Source organism: Mycobacterium sp. ZZG (assembly GCF_054786995.1).
The window spans coordinates 1-15,988 of sequence record NZ_JBTBFV010000062.1 but is presented as its reverse complement, the minus strand read 5'-3'; the positions used below and the strand labels follow the sequence as shown (position 1 = coordinate 15,988).

Genomic DNA, 15,988 nt, shown 5'->3' with positions numbered 1-15,988 from the left:
GGCCCGTGACCGATGCGGGTGGATTCGCCGGCCGGCTGTTTGATCTGACCGACCGGGTGGTGCTGATCACCGGCGGCAGCCGGGGTCTGGGACGGGAGATGGCCTTTGCGGCGGCCCGCTGCGGGGCGGACGTCGTCATCGCCAGCCGCAAGTACGACGCCTGCGTGGCCACCGCCGAGGCCGTCACCGCCGGGACCGGCCGGGCCGCATACCCGTACGCGGTGCACGTCGGACGGTGGGATGAGCTCGACGGGTTGGTCGACGTGGCCTACGACCGGTTCGGCAAGGTCGACGTGTTGGTCAACAACGCGGGGATGTCCCCGCTGTACGAGTCGTTGTCGTCGGTCACCGAGAAGCTGTTCGACTCGGTGGTGAACCTGAACCTCAAGGGCCCGTTCCGGTTGTCGGTGCTCGTCGGTGATCGCATGCTCGCCGACGGCGGCGGCTCGATCATCAACGTCAGCACCCACGGGTCGCTGCGACCGCACCCGACGTTCGTCCCCTACGCCGCGTCGAAGGCTGGGCTGAATGCGATGACCGAGGCTCTGGCGCTGGCCTACGGTCCGACGGTGAGGGTGAACACCTTGATGCCCGGGCCGTTCCTGACCGACATCAGCGATGCCTGGACCTTCACCGATGGTGACACCAACCCGTTCGCGCGCAGCGCCCTGCAGCGGGCCGGCCAGCCCGCCGAGATCGTCGGCGCCGCGCTGTTCCTGATGTCGGATGCGTCGAGTTTCACCTCGGGCTCGATCATCCGCGCTGACGGCGGCATCCCCTAGCGGGCCGCCGCGGGAGTCACGGCGTGATGATGTTGAAGTCCGGGTCCGGCTTGTCGAGCGCCGACAACAAAGCGGTGAGAACGCCTGCGTCCCCGCTGATTTCGAGACCAGGCGAGGTGTTGTCACCGGCGGCGAGCGTGAGCAGGCGCAGCTTGCTCGCCAACCGGACCGTCGCCTGGGCCGTCGCCTCGTCCGCGGCAACGTTGCGGTAGACCAGCACCCCGTTGCGCAGGGTCAGCCGATAGTTGGTCTGCACGTCAAGGAAAGTGACGTCGATGGCGAGGTCGAGATCCCATGCCCGCGGCCCGTTCACACTGATCGCCACCACGTCGAACATCTGCTCTGGAGACAGTTGCCCCACCATCGATGTCGACGTGGTCTGGGTCGGGGTACCGAAGTTGCCGTCCCGCAGCTCGGTCGCGCCGCCGAGGAAGAAGTTGCGCCAGGTCGCCGTCTCGGCGCCGTAGGCCAGTTGCTCGAGGGTGTCGGCGTACAGCTCGCGGGCGCCGACGTGGTTCTCGTCGGTGAAGATCGCATGGTCGAGAAGCGTGGCAGCCCAACGGAAGTCACCGTCGTCGAACGCCTGTCGGGCCAGCTCGACGACGCGGTCGATCCCGCCCATCGCCGCGACGTAGCGCGGGCCGATGGCCTCCGGCGGGTGCGGCCACAGCCGGGCCGGGTTGCCGTCGAACCAGCCCATGTAGCGCTGGTAGACGGCTTTGACGTTGTGGCTGACCGACCCGTAGTAGCCGCGGGCGTGCCAGGCTTGCTCAAGCGCGGGCGGCATCGTGAAGCTCTCGGCGATCTCGATGCCGGTGTACCCCTGATTGAGTTGGCGCAGCGTCTGGTCGTGCAGATAGGAATACAGATCCCGTTGCAGCGACAGGAATTCCACGATCCGGTCGCGGCCCCAGGTGGGCCAGTGGTGCGATGCGAACACCACGTCGGCGCGGTCGGCGAAGGTGTCGATCGCCTCGGTCAGGTACCCGGCCCAGCCGTGCGGATCGCGCACCAGCGCGCCGCGCAGGGTCAGTAGGTTGTGCAGGTTGTGCGTCGCGTTCTCGGCCATGCACAGCGCCCGGAAGCGCGGGAAGTAGAAGTGCATCTCGGCCGGCGCCTCGGTGCCCGGCGCCATCTGGAATTCGATCTCCACGCCGTCGATGGTGTGCACCTCGCCGGTCTCGCGGATGTCGACCGTCGGCACGATGATCGCCACCTCACCCGTCGACGGGGTCTGGCCGAGCCCGCAGCCGACCTGCCCCTGCGGCCCGCGCTCGAGCACCGTGCCGTACATGTAGGCGGCGCGGCGGGTCATCGCGGTGCCGGCATACACGTTCTCCTGCACCGCATGGGCGGTGAATCCCTCGGGCGCCAGCACCGCGACCCTGCCGGCGTCGACGTCGGCCTGCGAGGTCACCCCTAGTACCCCGCCGAAGTGGTCGACGTGGCTGTGGGTGTAGATGACCGCCCGGACCTCGCGATCGCCGCGGTGTTCGCGGTACAGCGCCAGCGCGGCGGCGGCCACCTCGGTGGACACCAGCGGGTCGATCACGATGATGCCGGTGTCACCCTCGACGAAGGTGATGTTGGACAGGTCGAATCCCCGCACCTGGTAGATGCCTGTGACCACTTCGTAGAGCCCCTGCTTGGCCACCAGCGTCGACTGGCGCCACAGGCTCGGGTGCACCGTGGGCGGGGCGTCTCCGGTCAGAAACCCGTAGACGTCGTTGTCCCACACCACGCGTCCGTCAGCGGCGGTGATGACGCAGGGCTGCCGGGCGGCGATGAAGCCCCGGTCGGCGTCGGCGAAATCCCGGGTGTCGTCAAACGGAAGGGTCTCGCGGTGCACCCGGTGCGCGTCTTCGATCGTCGGTGTCGGCGGCTTGCTGTTCATATCGCGAGACTGCCACGTCAGGCGCGGTTTCGATGCTTGACTGACACAATGGACATCCGCCGAGTCGTCACCGGACACGATGCGTCCGGCAAGTCAGTGTTCGTCAGCGACGAGAAGGTCGCCCCCCGCGTGCCGATGCTGCTCCCAGGCTCCGAGTTCACGCTGCTGTGGGGCGGCAACGAAGCACCCCGATTCCCCGACGACGGCTCGATGCCGCAGTGGCACACGTATTTTCCGCCCGTCGGGGGCTTCCGCTTCTCGATGTTCACGCTGCCGCCGCATGCGACGGCGACAGGGGACCCCAGCCAGATCGACGCCGAGGCGGCGCTGGCCGACGCCGAGCAGAAGCTGCCCGGGCTGCTCGGCTACATGGATCCCGAGGATCCCGGCATGCACACCACCGACACCATCGACTTCGAGGTGGTGCTCGAAGGTACGGTGATCCTCGAGCTCGACGACGGCGCCGAGGTGACGCTGCAACCGGGAGACACCGTCGTACAGAACGGGACCCGGCACCGGTGGCGCAATCCGGGTGACACCCCGGCCCGGCTCGCCCTGTTTGTGTGCGGCGCCCACCACGCCGACGTCAGCCGGCCCGGCTGAGTCAGCCCTGTTCTGCGAGCCACTTCTCGGCGCGCCGCTGCGAGGCCCGCGACAGCCACGCGTCCTGAATCAGTTCCCGCAACTCGGTGACGCTGACCTCACCCAAGCGGCCGGCGCGCACCAGCACCGAGAGGTGCCCGGCGAAGTGGTCGGTGGTGAAAAACGGTGAATCGGGATCCTGCGTCAGGGCGAGCTTGTCGTCCTCGGACTCGACCCAGATGATGATGACGTCGGTGTAGCGCTCACCGGTGTCCGGGTCGACCGCGTCGGGCCGGGGTGTGCGGAAGTACACGAACGACTTGCCCCCCACCTGATAGATCGGGTTCTGCCCCTTCGGTCCCTCGACGCGGGTCACGTGCGGCATCGACGCGGCGATCTCGTGGACGTCCGCGACGGTGGCGGGACGGTCACGCACGACGCGGCAGCCGGTGTAGGACGACGTCATGCAGTGCGCCGGAATGCACCGTCGCGGTCATGTAGGTGCAATAGGGCTGACGGCGCCGATCGGTGGGCGACCCCGGATTGAGAAGGCGCAGCCCTGTTTTGGCGGTGGTGTCCCACGGGATGTGACTGTGGCCGAACACCAGCACATCGGTGTCCGGGTAGTCGCGGGCCAGCCGCGCCTCCCGTCCCGTCGCGGCGCCGGTTTCGTGGGTGACGGTGAACTTCAGGCCCTCCAGCACCACGTCGGCCCGTTCGGGCAGCCGGCGCCGGAGCTCCGGTCCGTCGTTGTTGCCCCAACAGGCGACCAGTCGGTCGGCTCGGGCCTCGAGCGTGTCGAGCAGATCCGGCTCGACCCAGTCTCCGGCGTGGATCACCACGTCGACCTCGTCCACCGCGTCCCACACTGTGGGCGGCAGATCTTTGGCGCGTTTGGGCAGGTGCGTGTCGGCGATCAGCAGAAGGCGCACGAACCCGACTTTAGCGGGGGCGAGCGTGGGCCATAGGTACGCGGATTCGGCGGAAAGCGTGCACGGATCCCACGGTCGTCAGAGCCACACGGTTGTCGCTGGTAGTAAGCGCGCCCGAAGGGATTCGAACCCCTAACCTTCTGATCCGTAGTCAGATGCTCTATCCGTTGAGCTACGGGCGCATGGTTGTACTGCATATTCAGTTATGACGAACAGCGGAGGCGAGAGGATTTGAACCTCCGGTCCCCTGTAAGGGGGACAACTCATTAGCAGTGAGTCCCATTCGGCCGCTCTGGCACGCCTCCCGACGTTTACCGCCGCTGGATGAGAGTACACAGGCCCCGCCGCGGGAAGCAAAGCAGCTCCGGACGGGCCCTAAACTGTTCAGGTGTCCGCCCGTCTGCGCCCCGAACTCGCCGATCTGCCCGCCTACGCGCCGGGCAGGACGGTGCCCGGCGCCATCAAGATCGCCAGCAATGAAACCGTCCACGGCCCGCTGCCCAGCGTGCGGGCCGCGATCGAGAACGCGATCGATGGCATCAACCGCTACCCCGACAACGGCTACGTCGAGCTGCGGGAGCGTCTCGCCAAATACGTCGGATTCGCCCCGGAGAATATCTCCGTCGGCAGCGGATCGGTCAGCCTGTGCCAGCAGCTGATCCAGATCACGTCCACCGTCGGTGACGAGGTGCTCTTCGGCTGGCGCAGCTTCGAGATCTACCCATTGCAGGTGCGCACCGCCGGCGCGACCCCGGTGCAGGTGGCGCTGACCGACCACACCTTCGACCTCGACGCGATGCTCGCCGCGATCACCGACCGCACCCGGCTGATCTTCGTGTGCAACCCGAACAACCCGACAAGCACCGTCGTCGACCCCGACGCACTGGCGCGGTTCATCGAGGCCGTGCCACCGCACATCCTGGTGGTGCTCGACGAGGCCTACATCGAGTACATCCGCGACGGGCTCGTGCCCGACAGTTTCGGGCTCGTCCGGGCGCACAGCAATGTCGTTGTGCTGCGCACCTTTTCGAAGGCCTACGGGCTGGCCGGGCTGCGGGTCGGCTACGCCGTCGCCGATCCGGACATCGTCGCCGCGCTGTCGAAGGTGTACGTGCCGTTCACCGCCACCAGCGTGTCGCAGGCCGCGGCCATCGCATGCCTGGACGCCGCCGACGAACTGCTGGAACGCACCGACGCCGTGGTCGCCGAACGCGAGCGGGTCAGCGCCGCGCTGCGCGGGGCCGGCTACGAGTTGCCGCCCTCGCAGGCGAACTTCGTGTGGTTGCCGCTGGTCGGGCGGGCGCAGGAGTTCGCGGCCGACGCCGCCAACGACCGCATCATCGTGCGTCCGTACGGGGAGGACGGCGTCCGTGTCACCGTCGCCGCCCCCGAGGAGAACGACGCCTTCCTCGACTTCGCCGGGCGCTGGGCAGCCCACCTCGTTTAGGAGACAGATGACCACCGACCCCCGCAAGACCTTCACCGAGCTGACCGGGCGCACCGACCGGATCGCCGATGCCGAACTGGACGCGTTCTGGGCCACCCTGGCGCCGGCGACCATCGACTTCATGATCGGCGAATGGAAGGGCGGCGAGTTCGACACCGGACACAAGGCCAACGGCTTCATGAAGAAGTTGAACTGGTTCGGCAAGACGTTCCACTCGGCAACCGATGCCAAGCCCCTGGTCTGCCTGGACGCCGACGGCGCCAAGTTCTCCAACACCGAGGCGATGAACGGCGAGGCCAGCCTCTGGATGGAGGAGTTCCGCGGTGAGGTGGTCGCGACGATGGTCTACGACGGAAGGCCGGTGCATGACCACTTCAAGGTCGTCGATGACAACGCCGTCATCGGCATCATGAACGGCAAGGGCGCCCTCGACACCAACTCGGGCACGCCCCGCCACCTGTACTTCTACCTGGAACGGGTGTAGCCGCATATCGTGGCCAGGATGAAGACGCACGCGCGGATCACGGCTGCGACGCTCGTCGGTCTGGGTGTCGTCCTGGGCGTGACCACGGCCTGTCAGCGCACCACCGAGGGCGCCGTCGCGCAGACCACGCAGCCCGGCCCGCCGCTGACGTCATCTCCGACCACCACCAGCCGCAGCCCCGGCATCCCGGGTATCCCCGACATCCAGATCCCGAATCTGCCGCTTCCGACCCGCAACACCGACGTCCCGCAGGTGCCGGCGCCCGCCAACTCGCTGACGATGACGTGCGAGGAGTTCAGTGGCCTCGACGAACCCACCCGGGTGGCCGTGGTGCGCGAGATCCTGTCCCAGGAGGGCAACCCGCTGGGCCCCGACGGCGAGTTCGTCGGGCAGATCCTGGCTGACGCGGCCTGCCAGTTCCTGCCCAGCGCAGTCGTCGCCGACGTCCTGTTGGGCGGCGGCTAACCTCTCTGGTCATGGGTAACTCCTATGAATCGATGACCGTGGACATCGCCGATCACATCGCGCAGGTCACGCTGATCGGGCCCGGCAAGGGCAATGCGATGGGCCCGGCGTTCTGGGCCGAGCTGCCGGTGGTGTTCAACGAGCTCGACGCCGACCCTCAGGTGCGGGCGATCGTGCTGACCGGCTCGGGCAAGAATTTCAGCTACGGCCTGGACCTGGCCGCGATGGGTGACACGCTCGGCTCGATGATGGCCGATGCGTCGTCGTCGAAGCCACGCGCCGACTTCCATGCCAAGCTCAAAACCATGCAGTACGCGATCACCGCGGTCGCCGACTGCCGCACCCCGACCATCGCGTCGGTGCACGGCTGGTGCATCGGCGGGGGTGTAGACCTGATCTCCGCGGTCGATATCCGTTACGCCAGCAGCGACGCGAAGTTCTCGGTGCGCGAAGTCAAGCTGGCGATCGTCGCGGACGTCGGCTCTCTGGCGCGCCTGCCGCTGATCCTGTCCGACGGGCATCTGCGCGAGCTGGCGCTCACGGGTAGGGACATCGACGCCGCCCGCGCCGACAAGATCGGCCTGGTCAACGATGTCTACCCCGACGCCGAGGCATCACTGGCCGCCGCACGGGCCACCGCGGCGGAGATCGCCGCCAACCCGCCGCACACTGTGCACGGCATCAAAGACGTGCTCGACGAGCAGCGCACCGCCCAGGTGGCGGCCAGCCTGCGCTACGTCGCGGCATGGAACTCGGCCTTCCTGCCGTCCAAGGACCTCACCGAAGGCATCACGGCGATGTTCGAGAAGCGGCCGCCGAACTTCACCGGCGAGTAGGGCGTCGGCGCTGCGCCGTTTCGGGCAGCGCCGTCACGCAGACCAGGCTGACCACCGCCAGGCCGCCCATCATCAGCGCGATCGCCGCGCCGCCGTACGTCGCCATCAGCATCGGCGAGATCACCGGCGGTAGCGCGCCGCCGATGACTCCGCCGAGGGTGTGTGACAGCGCCGCACCGGTGTAGCGGTAGCGGGCGGCGAAGATCTCCGGCAGGAACGCCGCGAGCGGACCCATGCAGACACCGATCAACGCGTAGGTGAGCACGATAGCCACGCCGAACACCACGTGGTCCTCGGTCGCGATCAGCGGGAACACCGCGAACGCCCACGGCGCGGCCAGCGCGTAGCCCAGCGCCGTCACCCGGCGTCGGCCGTAGGTGTCGGACAAAACGGCCCAGACGGCCGCGAAGCCGACGGCGCACAGCCCGCCGATCACGTTGACCAGCAGCACCAGGTTGGCCGAGTAGTCCATGTGCTCAGCGGCGTAATGCGTGAAGAACGTCCCCGCCTGGAACACCAGCATCGGAGCGCAGATCGCCGCACCCCCGGCCAGCAGCACCTGACGGCCCTGCCGGCGGATCAGCTCCGCCAGCGGCGCGCCCTGCTGCGTCTCGGCCTCGTCGAAGACCGGGGACTCCCGGATCCGCAGCCGGATGAACAAGGCGGTGGCGATCAGCACGGCGCTGAGCAGGAACGGGATCCGCCAACCCCATTGCAGGAACGCCTCATTGGCGCCGCCGAAGCCGAGGTGCACCACCAGGAAGACCAGATTCGACAGCACCAGCGCTGTGCCGAGACCCAGCTGGGTGAACATGCCGTAGAAACCACGCCGCTCCTCGGGTGCGTGCTCGGCCGTCATCAGCACCGCGCCCGCCCACTCACCGCCGACGGCGAAACCCTGCACCAGCCGCAGCGCGATCAGCAGCAGCGGTGCCGCGACACCGATGCTGGCCGTGCTCGGAATCAGCCCGACGCCGACGGTGGCGAACCCCATCAGCAGCAGCGTCACCACCAGGGTCTGCTTGCGGCTGATCCGGTCGCCGAAGTGACCGAACACCGCGGCGCCGAGGGGACGGGCCAGGAACGCCGCCGCGAACGCACCCAGCGACGCTGTGGTGGCCATGACGTGGCCCAGTTCGGGGAAGAAGACCGTCGGAAACACCAGCGCGGCGGCGGTGCCGTAGATGAAGAAGTCGTAGAACTCGATCGCCGAGCCGACGTAGCTTGCCGTCGCGATCTGCCGCAGGTTCTGCGTCTGCGCCTCGGCGCGGTCGGTCACCACTGTTGCCATGGCGTCGATGCTGCTCGTCCCGGTGCGCTCGGCATATCCGGTGATCGGTGGAGCCGTCGGGGGAACGTCGTGTCCGCCGATCGGGGGACCCCCTCCCCAGGCGGGCATGAGCGGTGGCGGAGGGATTTGAACCCCCGGACGGTGTTAGCCGTCTCTCGCTTTCAAGGCGAGTGCATTAGGCCGCTCTGCCACGCCACCGCGGGACAGTCTAGACGCGGCCGATCTTGGCGTGCGGCGCGCCGTTCTTCAGGCCGACGCTGATCCGGCGGCAGTTCTCGCCCATCGCCGTGACCTGTGGGCGGCTCAGCCGGTCCAGGAAGTGCGCGCGCACCGCGGCGCCATAGGTCTGCATCGCGGTGGACAACGCCATTCTCCCCTCCGGCGTGATGCTTGCGAGCACCCCACGTCCGTCGTCCGGACTGGCGCCGCGGCTGACGAGCCCCTGCACCTCCAGACGGTGGATCTGACGCGTCACCCGGCTGGGCAGCGACATCAACGCCTCGGCGACATCACCCATCCGGGCGGACCCGGTCGGTGATTTGGCCAGCATGTCGAGCAGCCGCACGTCGTTGAGTGTCAGCCCGTGCTCGTCGGTGAGCGACCGGTTCATGGTCGCGTACATTCGCAGCGCGGCGTCCAGAAAGTTTTGCCACGCCCGTTGCTCAGCTATGTCGAGGCCAGGCGTATCACTCGCCGTGCGCCCCCCGATGATCCCCTCCATGTGCACATACTAGGCCCCTGAAGCGTTGCCGGGGGAGAAAAATATGGCAGTTTTCCCAGCGTAGTAGCCTTGTATGAATGCATGCGATCGTGGCGGACAACTCCTCGAACAAGCTGACCTGGCAGTCTGTCCCAGACGTCGCCCCTGCCGCGGGGGAAGTTCTCATTCAGGTTAATGCCGCCGGCGTCAATCGCGCGGACCTGTTACAGGCGGCCGGCAAGTATCCGCCCCCGCCGGGAGCCAGTCAGATCATCGGGCTGGAGGTGTCCGGCATCGTCGCCGAGGTCGGCGACGGTGTGACCGAGTGGTCGACCGGGCAACCGGTGTGCGCTTTGCTGGCCGGAGGCGGCTACGCCGAGTTCGTCGCCGTCCCGGCCGGTCAGGTGATGCCCGTCCCGCAGGGTGTCCCGCTCCCCTACGCGGCCGGACTGCCGGAGGTGGCGTGCACGGTGTGGTCGAACGTGGTCATGACGGCCGGCCTGGCCGCGCCTGAACTTCTGCTGGTCCACGGCGGTGCGAGCGGTATCGGCACACACGCCATCCAGGTCGCGAAGGCACTGAACTGCCGGGTGGCGGTGACCGCCGGTTCGCCCAACAAACTCGATCTGTGCGCCGAGTTGGGCGCCGACATCACCGTCAACTACCACGACGACGACTTCGTCGACGTGGTCCGCGACGCCGGTGGGGCAGACGTGATCCTCGACATCATCGGCGCGAAGTATCTGGACCGCAACATCGACGCGCTCGCCCCCGGCGGCCGGCTGGTGATCATCGGCATGCAGGGCGGCGCCAAGGCCGAGCTGAACATCGGCAAGCTGCTGGCCAAACGCGGCAGCGTGATCGCGACCGCCCTGCGCTCCCGGCCGGTGGACGGGCCCGGCGGGAAAACCGAGATCGTCGCCGAGGTCACCGCGCATGTGTGGCCGATGATCGCCGACGGGCAGGTGCGACCCGTCATCGGCGCCGAGTTTCCGATCACCGAGGCCCAGGCCGCCCACGAACTCCTGGAATCCGGCGACGTATCCGGGAAAGTGATTCTGCGCGTTGATGTTTAGGCGATTTCAGCCCAGCGACGCCAGCGCGCGCACCAGCTGATCGATCTCCGCCGCGGTGTTGTAGTGCGCCAGCCCGATGGTCACCGCGCCGCCGATGTCGTTGACGCCGATGAGTTCGAGCACCCGCGAACTCACGTTCGCGATCGCCAGGATGCCGTTGTCGGCCAACCGCTGCACCACCCGCTCGGCGGGCACGTTGTCGATCGCGAAGCTGAGTACCGGGATCCGCACCTCGGGATTGCCGATCACGGTGACCGTCGGCAGCGACCGCAGTGACGTCAACAGGTACTCGAACAGCGCGCCCATGTGCACCGAGGCCGACTGCATCGACACCAAAAGCCGCTCGCGCCGCGATCCCTGCGCCGAATCCTCAAGGGAGGCAAGGTATTCGATGCTGGCCACCACCCCGGCCAGCATCCCGAACTGGTGCGATCCCAGCTCCAGGCGCGCCGCACCGCTCGCGTACGGGTTCAGCGACACCGAGCCGAACGCGTCGATGGTCGACGGGTCGCGGAACACCAGCGCCCCGATCGGCGGGCCGCCCCACGCCAGCGCGTTGACCGCCACCACGTCGGCATCGGTCTCGTCGAAGTCGAAAAGGCGGTAGGGCGCTGCCGCGGAGTGGTCGACGATCACCAGACCGCCGACCTCGTGCACCAGCTTGGTCACCTCGCTGAGTTCGGTGACCGTGCCCAGCGTCGACGACGCCGACGTGATCGCCACCAGTCGGGTCGGCCGGGTGACCAGCCCCTCCCACTGCCAGGAGGGCAGCTCCCCGGTCTCGATGTCGACCTCGGCCCACTTGACCTTCGCGCCGAACCGGTTGGCGGCGCGCAGCCACGGGGCGATGTTGGCCTCGTCGTCGAGGCGGCTGACCACCAGTTCGTAACCAAGCCCGACCCGGGCCGACGCGGCATCGGCCAGCGAGGTCAGCAGGACCGCACGGTCGGCGCCCAGCACGACACCGGCGGGGTCGGCGTTGACGAGATCGGCCACGGCCTGCCGGGCGGCGGCCAGGACGGCCGCGCTGCGCCGCGCGGCGGGGTGCGCGCTGGAGGTGGTGGGCATCGATCCACGGAACGCGGTGGACACGGCACGGCCCACGGAATCGGGCAGCAACATGCCGTTCTGGGCGTCCAAATGCACCCAGCCATCGCCCAGTGAGGGGTGCAGTCCGCGCACCCGGGCGACGTCGTATGCCATGCCAGACCACCTTAGTGCGCCTTGGAACTTCGCCGTTCCGCCCGAATTCGAGGCGTCCCGGCGGCTGCCCGACCTCGCTGTTGCCGCCCGCGTCTACACCGGCGCGGGCCATCTGCGCAGCCATACTAGTCGAGCCGCCGACAGTCGCGGAGCGCTACCGCTGTCATCGTTGCTGGTGAGGGGACTGGAGCACGCCAAGCATTGCCGCACCGGGAACACGAGTTTGCGGAAGTAGATTCGGCGACATCCAGGCGATCCGCACGCCGTGTAGATCCTTCGCATGTGCGCTTGCGCCGTCACTGGACAAATCGGGCGCGTGGGAGAAGATCTACGACGACAGCGAGGTCTCTCGTTCACGTGAGGCGGAGCCCGATCGCAATAAGTGAGAAATACTGGGGCACTCTTAGGGGCATGTCTATCAACAGCGACGACGACAACATCGAGGTCATCGGCGAGGGCGAGATCGAGGCAGAGCGCGGATCCGACGGCAAGTCGTTGTCCGACCTCGTCGAGCAGCCCGCGAAGGTGATGCGAATCGGCACGATGATCAAACAGCTGCTGGAGGAGGTGCGGGCGGCTCCGCTGGACGAGGCGAGCCGCGAACGGCTGCGCGATGTGCACCGCACCAGCATCCAGGAGCTTGAGGAGGGGCTGGCCCCCGAACTGCGCGACGAGCTGGAGCGGCTGACCCTCCCGTTCACCGAGGACGCCGTCCCGTCGGACGCCGAGCTGCGCATGGCCCAGGCTCAGCTGGTCGGCTGGCTGGAAGGCCTGTTCCACGGCATCCAGACCGCGCTGTTCGCCCAGCAGATGGCGGCCCGGCAGCAGCTCGAGCAGATGCGTCAGGGCGCCCTGCCACCCGGCATGGCGATGCCCGGTCAGCGTGGCGGCCAGGGACACGGCACCGGCCAGTACTTGTGAGAGCCGCGTGACCAGTAGCACCGAGCCCTACATCCAGACCCGCAACGCGTGGGTCGAGTTCCCGATCTTCGACGCCAAGACGCGGTCGTTGAAAAAGGCCTTCCTCGGCAAGGCCGGCGGGACGATCGGGCGCAACGCGTCCAACGTCGTCGTCATCGAGGCGTTGCGCGACATCACGATGTCGCTGAAGATGGGCGACCGGGTCGGCCTGGTCGGGCATAACGGGGCCGGCAAATCGACGTTGCTGCGGCTGTTGTCGGGCATCTACGAACCGACCCGGGGCGTGGCCACGGTGCGCGGCCGGGTGGCGCCGGTGTTCGATCTGGGCGTCGGGATGGACCCCGAGATCTCCGGCTTCGAGAACATCATCATCCGCGGGCTCTTTCTCGGGCAGACGCGGAAACAGATGATGAGCAAGATCGACGAGATCGCCGAGTTCACCGAACTCGGTGACTACCTGTCGATGCCGCTGCGCACATACTCCACCGGCATGCGGGTGCGGTTGGCCATGGGCGTGGTGACGAGCATCGATCCGGAGATTTTGCTGCTCGACGAGGGCATCGGGGCCGTCGATGCGGAGTTCCTCAAAAAAGCGCAGTCGCGGCTGGCCGACCTCGTCGCACGGTCAGGCATCCTGGTGTTCGCCAGCCACTCCAACGAGTTCCTGGCCCGCCTGTGCAACACCGCGATGTGGATCGACCACGGCACCATCAAGATGGAGGGCGAGATCGAGGACGTCGTCCGCGCCTACGAAGGCGAGGACGCCGCCCGGCACGTGCGCGAGGTGCTCGAGGAGAACGCGCGGGAGAACCGGTCTGCATGACCGAGAAAGTTGTTGCCGTCGTAGTCACCCATCGCCGTCCTGACGACCTGGCCAAGTCGCTGGACGCGCTGACCTCACAGACCAGGCGGCCCGATCACCTGATCGTGGTCGACAACGACGCCGACGATTACGTACGGGATCTTGTTGCCGGACAACCGATCCCGGCCACCTACCTGGGATCGAAGCGCAACCTCGGCGGCGCGGGCGGTTTCGCCCTCGGCATGCTGCACGCGCTGAGCCTGGGCGCGGACTGGATCTGGCTGGCCGACGACGACGGCCGGCCAGGGGACAACGAGGTGCTGGCCACCCTGCTGGCGTGCGCGACCGAGCACGGCCTGGCCGAGGTGTCTCCGATGGTGTGCAACCTCGACGACCCCGACCGGCTGGCCTTCCCGCTGCGCCGCGGCCTGAAGTGGCGCCGGCTGGTGAGCGAGCTGCAGGTGGACGGTCAGGGTGACCTGCTGCCCGGCATCGCGTCGTTGTTCAACGGGGCGCTGTTCCGCGCCTCGACCGTCGAGGCGGTGGGGGTGCCCGACCTGCGGCTGTTCATCCGCGGCGACGAGGTCGAACTGCACCGCAGGCTGGTTCGCTCGGGTCTGCCGTTCGGCACGTCCCTACTCACCAGCTACCTGCATCCCTGCGGCACAGAGGAATTCAAGCCGATCCTGGGAGGCCGGATGCACACCCAGTACCCCGACAACGACACCAAGCGCTTCTACACCTACCGCAACCGCGGCTTCGTGCTGTCGCAGCCCGGTTTGCGCAAACTGCTCCCCCAGGAGCTGCTTCGCTTCGGGTGGTACTTCCTGGTGTCCCGGCGCGACCCGGCTGGGTTCCGGGAGTGGATTCGCCTGCAGCGCTTGGGCCGACGCGAGAGATTCGGACCACACCAGGGCGAGCGAAAGTTCCAGGGCGAGCGAAGCGACGGGAAAAGCGAATGACGATCATGGATGCCGCCGCACAGTCCCGGACGTTGCGTCGGGCGTGGGGCGATCTGGTCGCCGGGTTCGGCAAGCGGGAGCTGTGGCTGCACCTGGGCTGGCAGGACATCAAACAGCGCTACCGGCGTTCGGTGCTGGGCCCGTTCTGGATCACCATCGCCACCGGAACCACCGCGGTCGCGATGGGCGGGCTGTACTCCATGCTGTTCAAATTGGAGCTGTCCGAACATCTTCCGTACGTGACACTTGGGCTGATCGTCTGGAACCTGATCAACGCCTCCATTCTTGAAGGCGCCGACGTCTTCGTCGCCAACGAGGGGTTGATCAAGCAGCTGCCGACCCCGCTGTCGGTGCACGTCTACCGGCTGGTGTGGCGGCAGATGCTGTTGTTCGCGCACAACATCATCATTTTCGTGATCATCGCGATCATCTATCCGAAGCCCTGGTCGTGGACCGACCTGGCCGTGATCCCGGCGCTGGTGTTGATCGCACTGAACTGCGTCTGGGTCGCACTGTGTTTCGGCATCCTGGCCACCCGATACCGCGACATCAGCCCGCTGCTCGGCAGCCTGGTGCAGCTGTTGTTTTTCATGACGCCGATCATCTGGAACGAGTCCACACTGCAGGCCCAGGGAGCGGGCGGGTGGGCCAAGATCGTCGAGCTCAATCCGCTGCTGCACTACCTGGACATCGTGCGCGCCCCGCTGCTGGGCGCCGACCAGGAGCTCCGGCACTGGGTGGTGGTGCTGGTGCTGACCGTCGTCGGCTGGGGCTTCGCCGCGCTGGCGATGCGCCAGTACCGCGCGCGGGTGCCCTACTGGGTGTGACGGTCAGCTGACCAGGGCGGTGCCGTCCGGTTCGGGACCGAAGACGAACCGCCGGCCCGTCATCGACTGTGGCGTGATGCGTACGAACCGCTCCTTCTGCGTCGCGATCCACGGGTAGAGCCCGGCACGGCGCGCCTCGGCGATCTCGTTGGAGGTCGACAGCAGGAGCGCCTTGCCCCGCACGATCACGCTCCAGCCCTCGACGGCGTTGTGATCGTCAGCCTCGAACAGCACGTACTCGTTGAGCGCGGCGGTCAGCAGTTTGGTGCCCTCGGCGGTCCGGAACAGCAGCGTGTGGTTCTGCACGACGAAGTTGACCGGGAAGATCTCGGTCCAGCCGTTCACGGTGGTCACCAGCCTGCCCAGTGACACGCTGCCGAGCTGCTGCCAGCTCTCGGTCTCGGTGAGCTCGGTGACCGGGGCGTCCGGGGTCGTTGTCGCGTCCATGGTTCCCATCGTCGCCGCCGCCGCGCGCCGCTCCTAGGGTCCAAAGGCACTTCCCCACCTCCGCCGAAATCGCATTCCACGCGGTGGTTTCGCGCGTCTTCCCGCGCTGGATGCGATCTCGGCGGACGTGCTCAGCGGACCCGATCTGATTGTCGTGCTCAGCGGACGTCGACGTAGTAGACGCTGCCTGTGGTGGTGTTCTGGAAAGTGCGGTCGTAGCGGTAGTCGCGGACCGTGGAGCGGATGTCGCCGCCCTTGTGGATCCCGACCACACTGGCCTCACTGAGCGGGGCGTTCGACAGCCGGTTGACCACCACGCGGTGGCCCTGGGCTTCGA

18 protein-coding genes and 3 tRNA genes are annotated in these 15,988 nt (G+C 67.6%); 11 read left to right on the top strand and 10 right to left on the bottom strand.

Annotated elements, in window-relative coordinates; genetic code table 11:
* Positions 1-5: 5 nt before the first annotated feature.
* Entirely contained in the window at positions 6-782 is a 777-nt protein-coding gene (locus ACXMYJ_RS24395; protein WP_260755778.1) for an SDR family NAD(P)-dependent oxidoreductase, read from the top strand.
* A gap of 16 nt (positions 783-798) precedes the next feature.
* Here ACXMYJ_RS24395 and ACXMYJ_RS24390 read toward each other — a convergent pair whose 3' ends face one another.
* Positions 799-2,676 carry an alkyl/aryl-sulfatase gene (locus ACXMYJ_RS24390; RefSeq protein ID WP_460359077.1) on the bottom strand — a complete coding sequence of 626 codons (1,878 nt, stop codon included), beginning with the start codon at positions 2,674-2,676 and terminating at the stop codon, positions 799-801.
* 36 nt (positions 2,677-2,712) lie between these two features.
* Between ACXMYJ_RS24390 and ACXMYJ_RS24385 the strand changes: the two genes are divergently transcribed.
* A complete protein-coding gene (locus ACXMYJ_RS24385) occupies positions 2,713-3,279 on the top strand; it encodes a cupin domain-containing protein (RefSeq protein ID WP_260755780.1) in 567 nt (188 codons plus the stop codon).
* Between the two features lies 1 nt (position 3,280).
* Here ACXMYJ_RS24385 and ACXMYJ_RS24380 read toward each other — a convergent pair whose 3' ends face one another.
* The 4 genes from ACXMYJ_RS24380 to ACXMYJ_RS24365 form a co-directional block, all read right to left on the bottom strand.
* Positions 3,281-3,694: an MmcQ/YjbR family DNA-binding protein gene (locus ACXMYJ_RS24380; RefSeq protein WP_260755781.1), complete on the bottom strand. Its 414-nt coding sequence runs from the start codon at positions 3,692-3,694 to the stop codon at positions 3,281-3,283.
* Positions 3,687-4,190 carry a metallophosphoesterase family protein gene (locus tag ACXMYJ_RS24375; protein WP_260755782.1) on the bottom strand — a complete coding sequence of 168 codons (504 nt, stop codon included), beginning with the start codon at positions 4,188-4,190 and terminating at the stop codon, positions 3,687-3,689. The genes ACXMYJ_RS24380 and ACXMYJ_RS24375 overlap by 8 nt, the downstream gene beginning before the upstream one ends.
* Before the next feature lie 109 nt (positions 4,191-4,299).
* Positions 4,300-4,372 (bottom strand) — tRNA-Arg (locus tag ACXMYJ_RS24370).
* Positions 4,373-4,406: 34 nt separating this feature from the next.
* A tRNA-Ser gene (locus tag ACXMYJ_RS24365) sits at positions 4,407-4,495 on the bottom strand.
* Positions 4,496-4,578: 83 nt separating this feature from the next.
* Here ACXMYJ_RS24365 and hisC point away from each other — a divergent pair.
* Genes hisC through ACXMYJ_RS24345 form a run of 4 tightly spaced genes read left to right on the top strand, consistent with a single transcriptional unit; the run spans position 4,579 to position 7,422 of the window.
* Positions 4,579-5,637 carry a histidinol-phosphate transaminase gene (gene hisC, locus ACXMYJ_RS24360; protein WP_443188954.1) on the top strand — a complete coding sequence of 353 codons (1,059 nt, stop codon included), beginning with the start codon at positions 4,579-4,581 and terminating at the stop codon, positions 5,635-5,637.
* Between the two features lie 7 nt (positions 5,638-5,644).
* Positions 5,645-6,121, top strand: a complete 477-nt coding sequence (locus ACXMYJ_RS24355) for a DUF4334 domain-containing protein (protein WP_260755784.1) — start codon at positions 5,645-5,647, stop codon at positions 6,119-6,121.
* Between the two features lie 18 nt (positions 6,122-6,139).
* Entirely contained in the window at positions 6,140-6,586 is a 447-nt protein-coding gene (locus tag ACXMYJ_RS24350) for a hypothetical protein (RefSeq protein WP_260755785.1), read from the top strand.
* A gap of 11 nt (positions 6,587-6,597) precedes the next feature.
* Entirely contained in the window at positions 6,598-7,422 is an 825-nt protein-coding gene (locus tag ACXMYJ_RS24345; RefSeq protein WP_260755786.1) for a crotonase/enoyl-CoA hydratase family protein, read from the top strand.
* Here the strand turns inward: ACXMYJ_RS24345 and ACXMYJ_RS24340 are convergent.
* The 3 genes from ACXMYJ_RS24340 to ACXMYJ_RS24330 form a co-directional block, all read right to left on the bottom strand.
* Positions 7,409-8,713: an MFS transporter gene (locus tag ACXMYJ_RS24340; RefSeq protein WP_260755787.1), complete on the bottom strand. Its 1,305-nt coding sequence runs from the start codon at positions 8,711-8,713 to the stop codon at positions 7,409-7,411. The genes ACXMYJ_RS24345 and ACXMYJ_RS24340 overlap by 14 nt on opposite strands.
* A 111-nt stretch (positions 8,714-8,824) precedes the next feature.
* A tRNA-Ser gene (locus ACXMYJ_RS24335) sits at positions 8,825-8,911 on the bottom strand.
* A 10-nt stretch (positions 8,912-8,921) separates the two neighbouring features.
* Entirely contained in the window at positions 8,922-9,434 is a 513-nt protein-coding gene (locus ACXMYJ_RS24330; protein WP_260755788.1) for a MarR family winged helix-turn-helix transcriptional regulator, read from the bottom strand.
* A gap of 77 nt (positions 9,435-9,511) precedes the next feature.
* Here ACXMYJ_RS24330 and ACXMYJ_RS24325 point away from each other — a divergent pair, with 77 nt between their 5' ends.
* A complete protein-coding gene (locus ACXMYJ_RS24325) occupies positions 9,512-10,489 on the top strand; it encodes an NAD(P)H-quinone oxidoreductase (protein ID WP_460359076.1) in 978 nt (325 codons plus the stop codon).
* A gap of 6 nt (positions 10,490-10,495) precedes the next feature.
* On the opposite strand, the gene ACXMYJ_RS24320 is transcribed toward ACXMYJ_RS24325, so the two are convergent.
* Positions 10,496-11,692: a cysteine desulfurase-like protein gene (locus ACXMYJ_RS24320; protein ID WP_443188926.1), complete on the bottom strand. Its 1,197-nt coding sequence runs from the start codon at positions 11,690-11,692 to the stop codon at positions 10,496-10,498.
* Between the two features lie 411 nt (positions 11,693-12,103).
* On the opposite strand from ACXMYJ_RS24320, the gene ACXMYJ_RS24315 reads away from it, so the two are divergent.
* The 4 genes from ACXMYJ_RS24315 to wzm are packed head-to-tail and all read left to right on the top strand — an operon-like array spanning position 12,104 to position 15,204.
* Complete coding sequence (locus ACXMYJ_RS24315; protein ID WP_260755791.1) at positions 12,104-12,613, top strand: bacterial proteasome activator family protein; 510 nt, start codon at positions 12,104-12,106, stop codon at positions 12,611-12,613.
* A 7-nt stretch (positions 12,614-12,620) separates the two neighbouring features.
* Positions 12,621-13,436, top strand: coding sequence for a galactan export ABC transporter ATP-binding subunit Wzt/RfbE (wzt, locus tag ACXMYJ_RS24310; protein ID WP_260755792.1), 816 nt, complete (start codon positions 12,621-12,623; stop codon positions 13,434-13,436).
* Positions 13,433-14,377: a galactofuranosyltransferase GlfT1 gene (gene glfT1, locus ACXMYJ_RS24305; protein ID WP_443188924.1), complete on the top strand. Its 945-nt coding sequence runs from the start codon at positions 13,433-13,435 to the stop codon at positions 14,375-14,377. Before wzt ends, glfT1 begins: the two co-directional genes overlap by 4 nt.
* Positions 14,374-15,204 (top strand): galactan export ABC transporter permease subunit Wzm/RfbD, encoded by an 831-nt coding sequence (gene wzm / locus ACXMYJ_RS24300; RefSeq protein WP_260755794.1) that lies wholly within the window; start codon positions 14,374-14,376, stop codon positions 15,202-15,204. Before glfT1 ends, wzm begins: the two co-directional genes overlap by 4 nt.
* Positions 15,205-15,207: 3 nt before the next feature.
* Here wzm and ACXMYJ_RS24295 read toward each other — a convergent pair whose 3' ends face one another.
* The gene (locus ACXMYJ_RS24295; RefSeq protein ID WP_260755795.1) at positions 15,208-15,651 is read right to left on the bottom strand and encodes a pyridoxamine 5'-phosphate oxidase family protein; all 444 of its coding nucleotides are present in this window, start codon (positions 15,649-15,651) and stop codon (positions 15,208-15,210) included.
* Positions 15,652-15,988: the final 337 nt, after the last annotated feature.